This window comes from Rhodobacter maritimus, from assembly GCF_058747975.1.
This window is the reverse complement of record NZ_CM179095.1, coordinates 1,677,452-1,690,078: the sequence shown is the minus strand read 5'-3', so window position 1 is coordinate 1,690,078 and position 12,627 is coordinate 1,677,452. Positions and strand designations below refer to the sequence as shown.

13 protein-coding genes are annotated in these 12,627 nt (G+C 66.8%); 4 read left to right on the top strand and 9 right to left on the bottom strand.

Annotated elements, in window-relative coordinates:
- Window positions 1-2 precede the first annotated feature (2 nt).
- The 8 genes from AC4PTO_RS08545 to AC4PTO_RS08510 all read right to left on the bottom strand — a co-directional run bounded on the left by AC4PTO_RS08545 (window position 3) and on the right by AC4PTO_RS08510 (window position 6,766).
- Window positions 3-620, bottom strand: a complete 618-nt coding sequence (locus AC4PTO_RS08545) for a TetR/AcrR family transcriptional regulator (RefSeq protein ID WP_492733365.1) — start codon at window positions 618-620, stop codon at window positions 3-5.
- Window positions 613-1,482 (bottom strand): polyphosphate kinase 2, encoded by an 870-nt coding sequence (ppk2, locus tag AC4PTO_RS08540; protein WP_492733585.1) that lies wholly within the window; start codon window positions 1,480-1,482, stop codon window positions 613-615. The genes AC4PTO_RS08545 and ppk2 overlap by 8 nt, the downstream gene beginning before the upstream one ends.
- A gap of 91 nt (window positions 1,483-1,573) precedes the next feature.
- The gene (locus tag AC4PTO_RS08535) at window positions 1,574-2,497 is read right to left on the bottom strand and encodes a homoserine O-succinyltransferase (protein ID WP_492733363.1); all 924 of its coding nucleotides are present in this window, start codon (window positions 2,495-2,497) and stop codon (window positions 1,574-1,576) included.
- 18 nt (window positions 2,498-2,515) lie between these two features.
- Complete coding sequence (locus AC4PTO_RS08530) at window positions 2,516-3,376, bottom strand: ATPase (RefSeq protein WP_492733361.1); 861 nt, start codon at window positions 3,374-3,376, stop codon at window positions 2,516-2,518.
- A 64-nt stretch (window positions 3,377-3,440) separates the two neighbouring features.
- A complete protein-coding gene (locus AC4PTO_RS08525; protein ID WP_492733359.1) occupies window positions 3,441-4,376 on the bottom strand; it encodes a DMT family transporter in 936 nt (311 codons plus the stop codon).
- Window positions 4,377-4,497: 121 nt separating this feature from the next.
- Window positions 4,498-5,571 carry a hypothetical protein gene (locus AC4PTO_RS08520; RefSeq protein ID WP_492733357.1) on the bottom strand — a complete coding sequence of 358 codons (1,074 nt, stop codon included), beginning with the start codon at window positions 5,569-5,571 and terminating at the stop codon, window positions 4,498-4,500.
- A gap of 93 nt (window positions 5,572-5,664) precedes the next feature.
- Window positions 5,665-6,555 (bottom strand): DMT family transporter, encoded by an 891-nt coding sequence (locus AC4PTO_RS08515; protein WP_492733355.1) that lies wholly within the window; start codon window positions 6,553-6,555, stop codon window positions 5,665-5,667.
- Between the two features lie 61 nt (window positions 6,556-6,616).
- Window positions 6,617-6,766 (bottom strand): hypothetical protein, encoded by a 150-nt coding sequence (locus AC4PTO_RS08510; RefSeq protein ID WP_492733353.1) that lies wholly within the window; start codon window positions 6,764-6,766, stop codon window positions 6,617-6,619.
- 37 nt (window positions 6,767-6,803) lie between these two features.
- Here AC4PTO_RS08510 and AC4PTO_RS08505 point away from each other — a divergent pair, with 37 nt between their 5' ends.
- Window positions 6,804-7,736 carry a GNAT family N-acetyltransferase gene (locus AC4PTO_RS08505; protein WP_492733351.1) on the top strand — a complete coding sequence of 311 codons (933 nt, stop codon included), beginning with the start codon at window positions 6,804-6,806 and terminating at the stop codon, window positions 7,734-7,736.
- Here the strand turns inward: AC4PTO_RS08505 and speB are convergent.
- Window positions 7,699-8,667 carry an agmatinase gene (speB, locus tag AC4PTO_RS08500; protein WP_492733348.1) on the bottom strand — a complete coding sequence of 323 codons (969 nt, stop codon included), beginning with the start codon at window positions 8,665-8,667 and terminating at the stop codon, window positions 7,699-7,701. The genes AC4PTO_RS08505 and speB overlap by 38 nt on opposite strands.
- A 124-nt stretch (window positions 8,668-8,791) precedes the next feature.
- Here speB and AC4PTO_RS08495 point away from each other — a divergent pair, with 124 nt between their 5' ends.
- The 3 genes from AC4PTO_RS08495 (at window position 8,792) to AC4PTO_RS08485 (ending at window position 12,489) form a co-directional block, all read left to right on the top strand.
- The gene (locus AC4PTO_RS08495) at window positions 8,792-9,757 is read left to right on the top strand and encodes a TDT family transporter (RefSeq protein ID WP_492733345.1); all 966 of its coding nucleotides are present in this window, start codon (window positions 8,792-8,794) and stop codon (window positions 9,755-9,757) included.
- 68 nt (window positions 9,758-9,825) lie between these two features.
- Window positions 9,826-11,274, top strand: coding sequence for an IMP dehydrogenase (guaB, locus tag AC4PTO_RS08490; RefSeq protein ID WP_492733343.1), 1,449 nt, complete (start codon window positions 9,826-9,828; stop codon window positions 11,272-11,274).
- Window positions 11,275-11,328: 54 nt separating this feature from the next.
- Entirely contained in the window at window positions 11,329-12,489 is a 1,161-nt protein-coding gene (locus AC4PTO_RS08485) for an RsmB/NOP family class I SAM-dependent RNA methyltransferase (RefSeq protein WP_492733341.1), read from the top strand.
- Window positions 12,490-12,627 lie beyond the last annotated feature (138 nt).

Sequence of the window (12,627 nt, the reverse complement as noted above, 5' to 3'; positions counted from 1 at the left end):
TCTCAGCTGTCAGGCGGCAGAAGGCCTAGGCCGCGCAGATAGATCCCGATCCCCGATTCAAGAAGATCCTCGGGCGAAAGCGGCGTGCGGGTGCCCGGCGCGGTGCGGGCATAAAGCTCTACCACGCCATGGCTGAGCGCCCAGATATGGGCCGAGAACATCGCGGCCGGCGGGCGCCGCGCGGCGGGGATATGGCGGCCAAGCGCCTCGGCCGCGCGCAGCATCACCCCCTCGGCCCGCGTCGCCACGGCCGCAAGTTCGGGCGAACGGTTGGGCGAGATCCCGGCCTCGAACATCGCCATGTAATGCCCCGGATAGCGGCGCGCGAAGGCCAGATAGGCCCGCCCGAGCGCCCCGAAGGCCGAAAGCGCCGAGGGCTGGCCGTCATTCCATGCGTGATCGAGCAGGTCGGCAAAGATCGCATAGCCCTGGCGCGCGCATTCCGCGATCAGATCCTCGCGCCCCTCGAAATGGCGATAGACGGCGGCCGGGGTCACGCCCGCGTTCTTCGCCGCCTCGGACAGCGAAAAGCCGGTGGGGCCCTGCGTTTCGATCAGCCGCAGCGCAGCCTCGACCAGCGCCTGTTTCAGGTTGCCGTGGTGATAGCCTTGCTTAGACATCCAGAAGATCTATCCCGCCGGCGATCTTTTCGTCAATCTTGCCAATGGCTTTGGTGTCTTTTTTCGCGTAGTCGACGGCATTCAGGACGGTCTGGATTGCGGCGATGCGCGCCCGCGCCTTGTCGTCCGAGCGGATCACCGTCCAGGGTGCGACCGCCGTGTCCGAACGTTTCAGCGTTTCCTTGATCGCGTCGGAATAGGCATCCCATTTCTTCAGCCCCTCGACATCGATCCAGCTCAGCTTCCATTGCTTGAGCGGGTCTTTCTCGCGCTTGAGGAAGCGACGCAGCTGCTCGGCGCGCCCGACATTGAGCCAGAGCTTGACAAGGATGATGCCCTCATCGACCAGCATCTTCTCGAAATCGGGAAGCTGGGCGAAGAAATGCTCGCGCTGTTCGGGGGTGCAGAAGCCGAAGACATGCTCGACCACGCCGCGATTATACCAGCTGCGGTCGAACAGCGCGATCTCGCCGCCGGCGGGAAGCCAGTCGACATAGCGCTGGAAATACCATTGCGTCGCCTCGCGCTCGGTCGGCTTGGGCAGCGCGACGATATAGGCCGAGCGCGGGTTGAGGTTTTCGCGCACCCGTTCGATCGTGCCGCCCTTTCCGGCGGCGTCGCGGCCCTCGAACAACACCGCAAGGCGCTTGCCGCTGTCGCGCAGATCCCAGAGCATCTTCACCAGCTCGACCTGAAGCGCCTCCATAAGTGCGCCATAGGCCTTCTTCCCAAGCTCTTCGCCATAGGGGTAGCTGGAGGACAGGATGTCGTCCTTTCCCGCCTCGTGGATCTGCTTGCGGATCGCCTTCGGCGCCTCCTCTTCCAGAAAGCGGGTGATGTCGCCGACGAAAGGTATCTCGATGGTCATGGCACTGTCCTGAAAGCACTGGCCTGATGGGCCCGGTCCAGTATGGACCGCGCGCGCGCCACTTGCCAGAGCGGCGCGCGCCCGATCAGGTGCCGATATCCGCCAGATTGTAGGGCGTGCTCTGATAGATCTCGTTCACCCAATTGCCGTAAAGCAGGTGGGCGTGGCTGCGCCAGCGGTTCATCGGTACGCGCGCGGGATCGTCCTCGGGGTAATAGTTCACCGGCACGTTGATCGTCTTGTGGGCGGCCACGTCGCGGTCATATTCCTCCTTGAGGGTGCCGCTGTCGTATTCGAAATGGTTGAAGACATAAAGCGCGCGGTGGCAGCCGTCCTCGACAAGGCAGGGCCCCACCTCGTCCGAGGCGATCAGCGTGCGCAGGCCGGGTGCGGCGTCGATCTCGGGCGCGCGCATCTCGGTCCAGCGGCTGACCGGGATCAGCAGGTCGTCCGAAAACCCCCGCAGATAGGGCGAGGCAGGCACGCAGTTGCGGTGCCGGAAACAGCCGAAGGCCTTGTGATCGAGCATGTATTTCTGCACGCCGTGGAAATGGTAGGCCATCGCCATGCCGCCCCAGCACACGCCGAAGGTCGATTGCACATGGCCCTGCGTCCAGTCGAACACGCGCCGCAATTCGTCCCAGTAGGTGACCTCCTCGAAGGGCAGATGCTCGATCGGGGCGCCGGTGATGATGAGGCCGTCGAACTTCTCGCCCGTCGCCTCGACATCGGTGAAGGGGCGGTAGAAGGCCTCCATGTGCTCGGCGGCGGTGTTCTTGGTCTGGTGCTCGCTCATGCGGATCAGCTGGAAGTCGATCTGCAACGGCGTCGCGCCGATCAGCCGGGCGAACTGGTTCTCGGTCTGGATCTTCTTCGGCATCAGGTTCAGAAGCCCGATCCGCAGCGGGCGGATATCCTGCGTGGCGGCGCGGCCGGGGCTCATCACCATGACGCCTTCCTTCGACAGGATGTCAAAGGCGGGAAGCGTCTCGGGCAGGGTGATGGGCATGATGGTCTCCGGAAAAGTTCAGCCTGCGGGCAGGGCGCCCGCAATCAGCGATGTAAAATCTTTCTCGTCGCGCACAAGGGCCACGTCCTCGGCGCGCACGCGCACGCCCCAGTTGCGCGCCATGGCCTCATAGCGCGGCTGGCGGTGGGCAAGGGCCTGCGAATAGGTCCAGCGCACGAAGGCGTCGGGGTTGACCTCGTCTTCCTTCAGCCCGCGCTCGACCCGGTATTCCACCCATTTGCGTTCAAGGAACTCGGGTTGGTAATACATCGGCTTGGGCGCGCGGTCGAAGCGGCGGATCAGCTCTTCGGTATGGGCCTCGGAGCCTTCGATCCAGACCATGAGCAGGTTGCGCGACAGCTCGGTCAGGATCGGGTCCATCGGGTCCTCGGGGTCCACCACCTCGCAGATCGAGCCGCCGGAATCGCAGACGAAATGCGGCAAGTCATAGATTTCGCGGGCGCGCGCGACAAAGCGCGTCGTATCGAGAAGCGAGGCCATCTCGGCCGCGCGGTGCTGGTTCTGGCGGCGCATGTATTCGTCGAAGGGCAGGCCGCCCTTTGGGGGGCTGCCGGGCTTGCCCAGATAGGTCGACAGCGGCGCAAGATTGTCGAAGGTGATGTTTGAGGCGATATAGACGCTGTCGGACAGCAGCAATTCGCGCAGGAAGGCGTTCTTCATCGCCTCGCGCTTGAAGTTGTCGGCGATGTATTCGCCCATGTAGCGCGTGCCGATGCGGTAATCGACCGAGTAGTGGAACCACGATCCCGTGCCGCGCAGCATCGAGGCAAGATAGGTCTTGCCCAGCCCGGACATGCCGAACAGGAGCACGCGCTTTTGCGCGGCCACCAGCCAGCTGCTTCTGTTTGCGTAGATCATTCCGCCCGTCCTTGCCTGCCTTGCGGTGCCGCCGGTCCGGGTTTAGCGCGCAGGCCGCGCGGCGTCACGGGGTTTTGCGCCCGAAACGCCCGATGCGCCCGTTCAGCACCAGAAGCCCCGCGGCCAGTATGGCGAACCCGGCAAGGGCGTTCAGGGCCAGGGCCTCGTCATAGACCAGGTGGCCTGCGACGATCGCCACGGGCGGGATTAGCAGCGTCACCAGCGACAGGTTGCCCGCGCCCGCCATGGCAAGGATGCGGTAATAGATCAGGTAGGCAAGGGCCGAGCAGCCCACGATCAGCCAGGCAAGCGCGGCCCAGACCGGGGCGGACCAGTCGAAGGCCGGCACGCCCTCGGCCCACAGCATCGCGGGCAGAAGCCACAGCGTGCCCCCGGTCAGCATCCCGGCCGCCGCGACCTCGGGGGCAAGGTTGCGGATCGCGCCGCGCGCATAGGCCCCCGCGCAGCCATAAGAGATCGAGGCACCCAGAATAGCGATCTGGCCAAGCGAGGTCGGGTCCAGCCCGGCAAGCGCGCCGGGGCCGACCGCCAGCACGACACCGCCAAAGCCGATCAGCACGCCGGTGATCTTGCGCGGGGTCAGCTTTTCGTCGGAAAAGACCGCCGCGGCGATCAGCACCCCGAAGATCGCGGTCGAGGCATTCAGGATGGCCGCAAGCCCGCTGTCGATATGCTGCTGCCCCCAGACGATCAGCGAGAAGGGGATGGCGTTGTTCAGCGCCCCCATGATCAGGAAGCGCGGCAAAAGGCGCGGGTCGCGCGGCAGCGGCAGGCGGCGCAGCGCCACATAAAGCCACAGCAGGACGGCGCCGCCCGCAACCCGCAGCGTGACGACGCCAAGCACGCCCACCTCGGACAGGGCGGCGCGGTTGGACAGGAACGATCCGCCCCAGATCACCGCAAGCGCCCCCAACAGCACCCAGGCTTGGGGGGACATCTCGGTTTGTGCAGAGGCGGGGCGGGCGACGGTCTGGCTCATGCCGGCCAAGCTATGCCGCGCGGAAGGGGGCGGCCACCCGGAACTTGTGCCAGATACAATCGCGGACGAAAAAAGCCCCGCCGGTCGGGCGGGGCTTTGGGGTGCTCATCCCAAGCTGTCTTCAGAAGCTGAAGCCGACGCGCAGACCCGCGCCCCAGCCGGAGTTTCCGCTGAAGGCGCCGCTGACCGGCGGATTGGTGGTCGCATCGCCGATATCGACATAGCGCAGGCCACCCGTCACCTTGATGTTGTCCTTGGTGTAGGTCGCGGCAAGCGCGATCGACTTCATCCCGTCATGCGGGCCAAGGTTGCCGGTCGTGGTGCCCTCGTGCTTTTCATAGCCAAGAATGACCGCGCCGGACCACGTCTCGTTGAACTTGCGGCCCAGGCCGAGCGTGTAGGTGATGACATCGTTGTCATATTCGACCAGAGGCGAGCCGAAGCCGCCGACATAGCCCACGGGCGAGATGTCGAAGGCGGTCCAGTCAACCCAGCGGATCGAGCCGAAAAGCAGCGTATCGGCCGCGATCCCTGTCTGGAACTCCAGGTTCACCGATTGCGGGATTTCGGTTTCGAATGCGGTCGGCACGGGCACGACGTTCTCGTTCGCGTCGAAGGCATGGGTGATAGCGGAGCTGTAGGTCAGCGCGACGCGGGCCGCGATCTCGGGTTTTTCCCAGGCCACGCCCAGCACATAGCCGAAATCGGTCTCGGTCGAGGTGTCCATCGTATAGGCGCCGTTGAACAGCGCCACCTCGCCCGAGGTGCGCACGGCGCGCACGCCACCATGGACCGAGAAGTTGTTGGGCAGCTTGTAGCGCAGCAGCGCGGTGATGCCCGTCGAATCGATCGAGGCGCGCGAACCCGCAAGCGGGTAGGGCGCATTGGCCGGGTTATAGTTCAGATCGGCCCCGACCGGCTGGTCGAGGATGATCGCCATGTCCAGCTTGTCCGTCAGCGCGCGCTTGTAGCCAAGGCTGAGCGTGCCATAGCCAAGCCCCATATCGCCCGAGCCGACAAGGCCGCCCGCGACCGTGCCGGAAACGTCGGGCGAGAAGGCGCCGAAATTCAGCTCTGCGTAATTGCCCTGCTCGAACAGGATGCCGACGGACTGGTTGCTCCGTTCGATCCCCCCTGCGGTGGCGGTCCCGGCGCCCAGGGCAAGGGCGCCCGCCATCATCATCACACGTCTCATTTGATCCTCATCCCTGCGTGTCGATCTGTTTCATCTTGTTACGCTATCATCAACAAGCCGTGAATCAATGAAGCGAATCTGTTACGTCGCGTCCTATGGCATTGTTGCACTGGGGCTTGCGGCGCGCCCGCGGCGGATGTTGATCCAGTTCGCCAGAAGGATGATCGCGCCGCCGACGAAGATCGGGGCTGCCAGCGGTTCGTTGTAGAACAGCGCGCCGACGATGGCGATCATCGGCAGGCGCGCGAAGTCGATCGGCGCCACCACCGATGCGGGCGCCAGAGAAAGGGCGCGCGTCAGGCACAGATGCGCGCCGATCCCGGCCACCCCGATCAGCACGAGCCACGGGAACGACCGCGCCGTGGGCCAGGCGGTCTGACCATCGGCAAGTGCCAGCACCAGGCCGAAGCCAAACTGGAATACGGTCAGCCAGAACAGGATTTCGGTGACCGGGGCGGTCCGGGTCAGCACCTTGGTGAACAGGATCGAGCCGGCAAACCCGAACGCGCAGAGCATGGCGAATATCGTGCCCAGCCCGATGCCCCCGCTGCCCCACGGATCAGCCACGATCAGCACCCCCGCGAACCCGAGCGCCGCCGCCCCCAGCCGCCGCCGCGTCAGCGCCTCGTGCAGAACGAAAGGCGATGCAAGCGCGACAAGGATCGGGGTCGAGAATTCCAGCGCGAAAAGCTGTGCCAGCGGGATCATGCTGAGCGCCGCGAACCACAGGTTCTGCCCGGCGAAATGGAAGACGTTGCGCAGCGCGTGCAGCTTCAGCCGGCGGGCCCGGATCTCGGACAGCCGGCCCGTGGCGGCCGCGCCGCCCAGCACGAGGATCATCCCCACAAGCGAGCGCCAGGCCATGATCTCGAACGTGTCGTGAGAATCGGCCACCGCACGCCCCGCCATGGCCATCGAGATCATCCCGGTCATGGCGCCCAGCATCCAGAGCGCGGCCTTGCCGGGGTGGTATTGGGTGGGCATCGCAGGGGGCTCCGTTCGAAAGGCCGCCCTTGATGGCGCGGCTGCGGCCTTTTGTCCAGCGTCACGGCAGCGCCAGCAGCGCGCCGATGAGCGACCAGACCAGCAGCGCCAGCAGGTAAAGCAGCGAAAGCCCGAATGCGAGAAGACTCGCGGCCCAGGGCGTGGGGCGCGGCGCGGGAATGGCGGGAAGCGAGGTCCGGGTCCGTTTCATGGCGCCATTAAGCGCGCGTTAGGTAAAGACCGGCTTAATGATGATCATGACGCAGATCACGCTCAGCCCCGTCACCGACCCCGGCCCCTGGGCTGCGGCACTGGCACGGGCGGGTGGCGCGGCGCTGCAACAGCACTGGGCCTACGGAGAGATCGCGCGCGCGACCGGGCGCGATGCGGCGCGCGTGGCGCTGTGGCAGGGGGGCGCGCTGGTCGGGGTTGCGCAGGTGATCGGCATCGGCGGGTTGCGGGTGCTCAACCGCGGGCCGGTCTGGATGCCGGGCGTGGCCGGGGATGTTCGGCTGCGCGCGCTGCGCGGACTCGGGCGCGGGCTGCGGCCGCTTTTGGCCATGCCGGACGGCCCGCTTGGCGGCCCTGGGCTGGTGCCGCTGATCACCCCGCGCCATCACGCGATCTGGGATCTGGCCGCGCCGCCCGAGGATCTGCGGGCGGGTCTGTCGGGCAAATGGCGCAACCGCCTGGCCGGGGCCGAGCGGGCCGGGCTGCACCCCGCCGAGGCCTGCGATCCCGGCCCCATCCTGCGGGCAGAGGCCGCGCAGCAGCGGCAGAGGGGCTATCGCAACCTGCCGCCCGGCTTCGTGGAGGGTTGGGCGCAAAGGGTGCCCGGCGGCCTGCTGGCCCTGCAGATCGCCGGGGCGGACGGGGCGCCGGTCGCGGGCATGGTCTTTCTGTGCCATGGCACGCAGGCAAGCTGGCACGCGGGCTGGAGCGCGCCTGCCCCCTGCCGGCCCGCCGGGGCGCATCAGATCCTTCTGTGGCAGGCGGCGCTGCGGCTGCGGGCGCGGGGCGTGCGCAGCCTCGATCTGGGCGCGATCGAGGACGGGGACGGCGCGGGGCGGATGCGCTTCAAGCTGGGCACCGGAGCCAGGCCGCATGCGCTTGGCGCCTTTTGCCTGGTGCTGCCCGGCCCGGTCAGCCGCCGGTGCGACGGGCGCGTGCGTGAAAGATGAAGCCGATGAAATTCAGCAGCACCTGCGCCGCAAGGATCGCGGTCGATCCGGTCGGGTCGTAGTCGGGCGCCACCTCGACCAGATCTACCCCCACGACATCGTGGTTGCGCGCAAGCCCCTGAAGGATTTCCAGCACCTCGTAATACAGGAAACCGCCATGCGAGGGCGTGCCCGTTCCCGGCGCGATCGAGGGGCAGAAGCCGTCGATGTCGATCGTGACATAGACCCGCGCGCCTTCGGGAATGCGCGCCAGAACGCCCTCGGGACCCAGCTTGCGCACCTGCCGCACCGACAGGATGTCGTCGCCCATCGCGCGCGCGGCCTCATAACCTTCCTGGGTGGTGGAGCTGACGTTGCGGATGCCAAGCGCGGTGATGCCGGTGACATAGTCCTTCTCGGCCGCGCGGCGCATCGGGTTGCCGTGCCCGTGGCGCACGCCGTGGCGCACGTCGACGAAATCCAGATGCGCGTCGATCTGCACGATGTGGATCGGCCCCTGATCGTCGAAGGCGCGGATGCAAGGGATGTTGACGGAATGATCCCCGCCGATCACCACGGGCAGCGCGCCCGCACGCAGGATCGCGCGCACGCCGGCCTCGATATTGGCGTGGCTTTTCTCAGTATCGGTATGCACGATGTCGGCGTCCCCGATATCGACCATGCGCACATCGTGGCCCAGATAGGTGCAGTCATCCTCGTGGTCATAGGCCCCGGCATGCCCGAAGCTGAACAGGGTCGAGGCCTCACGCACCGCGCGCGGCCCGAAGCGCGCGCCCGCCCGGAACTGGGTGCCGAAATCGAACGGCGCGCCCAGAATCGCCACATCGGCGGCGATGGCATCCCAATCCTCGATAAAGGGCCTTTTGCCAAAGGTCGCGATTCCCACGAAGGGCAGGTTGAGCCTGCCGGTTTCATAGCCATGCCGTTCCATCGAATCCTCCACGCCGATTTGCCCCAGAGTTCGCCGCCCGCGCGCCCGGCGCAAGCTGCGTCATCGCGGAAGCTGGCGCGCGGCGTGAAAATACGTCACAAACAGCCGAAACAGGAGGCAGAGCATGGCATTCAAACCCCCGGCACCCGCCCCGAAAGGGCTTTGGCGGCGCACCCCGCCGGCGATCTTTCCGCCGATCCTGGGGCTTCTCGGGCTTGGGCTTGGATGGCGGCGCGGGGCCGGGGAGTTCGGCCTGCCGCAGGCGCTGCCCGATCTGCTGCTTGGGGCGGTCACGCTGCTGTTCCTGTTCGCCGCGGTGGCCTTCGTCGCAAAGATCCTGCGCCGCCCGGCCGTATTGGTTGAGGATCTGCGGATCCTGCCCGGCCGCGCGGGCCTCGCAGCGGGGGCGCTGTCGGTTTATCTGTTCGCCGGGGTACTTGGCCCGCTTGCGCCCGGCCTTGCCCACGGGGTGCTTCTGGCCGGGCTTGTGCTGCACGCCGCGCTGATCGCGGCGGTCCTGTATGTCTTTGCCACCGGCCCTGCCGAGCAGCGCCGCGTGAATCCGGTCTGGCACCTGACCTTCACCGGGCCGATCGTCGCGGCGATGGTCGCGCAGGGGCTTGGCGAGGCGACGCTGGCCGTGGTCCTGTTCTGGGTCGCACTGGTTGCGGCGGCGGGCATCTGGCTGGTCTCGTTGCAGCAATTCGCCAAAAGTTCGGTACCCGCGCCGCTGCGCCCCTTGCTGGCGATCCACCTTGCGCCGGCGGCCCTTCTGGGCACGGTTGCCGCCGGGTTCGGGGCGACGGGGCTGGCACTTGCCTTCGCCGTGCTGACCGCGGGGCTTCTGGCGGCGCTGCTGATGCGGGCCGGCTGGCTTCTGGAGGCCGGATTCTCGCCGCTCTGGGGGGGCTTCACCTTTCCCCTCGCGGCGGTGGCGAATTTCTGGCTGGTGTTGGGCGGGGCCTGGCGGCTGCCCGGCGGCCTTGCGCTGGTGGCGGCCACGGTGGTGATCCCGCCGATCGCCATCAAGGTGATGCAGCTTTGGGCAAAGGGGCAGCTGGCGGTAAAAACCAACGCCGCAACCGCCTAGGGTCTTGCCAAGCGCGCCCATGCGTGAAACAGGGAACCGCCAAACGAATGCAAGTCCGGAGGACCCCGATGCAGATTCGCGAGGCGCTTACCTTTGACGATGTTCTCCTTGTCCCGGCCGCCTCATCGGTGCTGCCGTCCGAGGCCGATGTCTCGACCCATGTGACGCGGTCGATCCGCATGAACATCCCGCTTCTTTCGTCCGCCATGGACACCGTGACCGAGGCCCGCATGGCCATTGCCATGGCGCAGGCCGGCGGCATGGGCGTGATCCACCGCAACCTGACCGTCGACCAGCAGGCGCAGGAAGTGCGGCGCGTGAAGCGCTTCGAAAGCGGCATCGTCTACAACCCGATCACGCTGCGCGCCGATCAGACCCTGGCCGATGCAAAGGATCTTCAGGAACGCTTCAACGTCACGGGCTTTCCGGTGGTCGACGCGGATGGCCGCGTCGTGGGGATCGTGACCAACCGCGACATGCGCTTCGCCTCGGACGACCGCACGCCGGTGCGCGCCATGATGACCGCCGACAACCTGGCGATGCTGACCGAGCCTGCGGATCTGGACGAGGCCAAGCAGCTGATGAAGGCCCGCCGGATCGAGAAGCTGCTTGTCACCGACGGCAAGGGCAAGCTGACCGGCCTTTTGACCCTTAAGGATACCGAAAAGGCGGTGCTGCACCCGCTGGCCTGCAAGGACGAGCTGGGCCGGCTGCGCGTGGCTGCCGCGACGACGGTGGGCGATGCGGGGTTCGAGCGCTCGCAGGCGCTGATCGAGGCGGGCTGCGATCTGATCGTGATCGACACGGCGCATGGCCATTCCGAGGGCGTGGCCCTTGCGGTCGAGCGGGTGAAGGCGCTGTCGAACTCGGTCCAGGTCGTGGCGGGCAATGTCGCCACCGCCGAGGCCACGCGCGCGCTGATCGGCGCGGGGGCCGATGCGGTGAAGGTGGGGATCGGGCCGGGCTCGATCTGCACCACGCGGATCGTGGCCGGTGTGGGCGTGCCGCAGCTGACCGCGATCATGGATGCGGTCTCGGGCGCGGGCGACGTGCCGGTGATCGCCGATGGCGGGATCAAGTTCTCGGGCGATTTCGCCAAGGCGATCGCGGCGGGCGCCTCTTGCGCGATGGTCGGATCGGCGATTGCGGGGACCGATGAGTCTCCGGGTGAAGTCATTCTTTATCAGGGGCGTAGCTACAAAAGCTATCGTGGCATGGGAAGTCTTGGGGCGATGGCGCGCGGCTCGGCCGACCGCTATTTCCAGAAGGACGCGGCCTCGGACAAGCTGGTGCCCGAAGGGATCGAGGGCCAGGTGCCCTACAAGGGGCCCGCGGGCACGGTGATCCATCAGCTGGTGGGCGGCCTGCGCGCGGCGATGGGCTATACCGGCAACCGCACCGTCAGCGACATGCGCGGCGGATGCAATTTCGTGCGCATCACCGGCGCCGGGCTGAAGGAAAGCCATGTCCATGACGTGCAGATCACGCGGGAAAGCCCGAACTACCGGATTGGCTAATCCTGTCATGGCGTTGCGGGGTAATCTTCATGCAGGTTGCGGGGCAGGGGGGCGATGACGCCCGCCGCCCGCGCCTCGGCCGCGATCGAGATCCTCGACCGTATTCAGGCCGTCGCCCCGGCCGAGGCCGTGCTGACCACATGGGCGCGCGGCAACCGCTATGCGGGCTCGGGCGACCGGGCGGCGATCCGGGATTTGGTCTATGACGTGCTGCGCCGCCGGTCCTCTTGCGCGATCCGGGGCGGGGGCACGACCGGCCGGGCGCTTCTGATCGGGCATTGCCGCGCGCAGGGCATTGATCTCAATTCCATTTTCACTGGTGAGCGTTTCGCCCCCGCGCCCCTGACCGGACCCGAGGCCGCAGGCGGCGCCATGCCATCGGGGGCGGATGCGCTTGACGTGCCCGCATGGCTTGCCCCGGATCTCATGCACAGCCTCGGGGCGGACTATGCGCCTGTCATGGCCGCCCAGCAGATGCGGGCGCCGGTCTTCCTGCGCGTCAATCTGCGCAAGGCCAGCACTGATGACGCCATCGCCGCCCTTGCGCGGGAAGGGATCGTGGCGCAGCCACATCCCTTGGTGAAGACCTCACTTGAAGTTACGGAAAACGCACGGAAAATACAAAACTCAACCGCCTATGGATCGGGGCTGGTCGAGCTTCAGGACGCCTCGTCCCAGGCCGCCATCGCGTCGCTTCCGCTGCGGGACGGCATGCGCGTGCTTGATTATTGCGCGGGCGGGGGCGGCAAGGTTCTGGCGATGGCAGCCCTGGCCGAGGGCCGGTATTTCGCCCATGACATCGATGCAGGCCGGATGCGCGATCTGCCCGCCCGCGCCGCCCGCGCGGGCGCAAAGGTCACGATCCTGCCGCCGGGCACGGCCAGCGGGCGCTATGATCTGGTGCTGGTGGATGCGCCCTGTTCGGGCTCGGGCACCTGGCGGCGCACGCCCGATGCGAAATGGCGGCTGACGCGCGACAGGCTGAACGAACTGATCGGCGTGCAGCGCGAAATCCTGGAGCAGGCCGCGGCGCTTCTGGCGCCGGGCGGCGTGCTTGCCTATATGACATGCTCGCTTCTGGAGGCCGAGAATATCGCGCAGGTGGAATGGGTTGCGCAGCGTTTCTCATGCACCCTGCGGCACGCTGCGCGGTTCCTTCCGCCGGATGGTGGCGACGGCTTTTTTGTCGCATGTCTCGACGCACCTGCGCCATAAGATTGACACAACCGAAGGGTGAAAAGATAACCGCTTAATCGTGCCTTAAGACTTTCCAGCCGGAATGCAGGAAGCCGATTCTGTAATCTTGGGGGCTTTCGTGTGACCTATCCGGTGCAACCCTACCGCTCTGCCGGC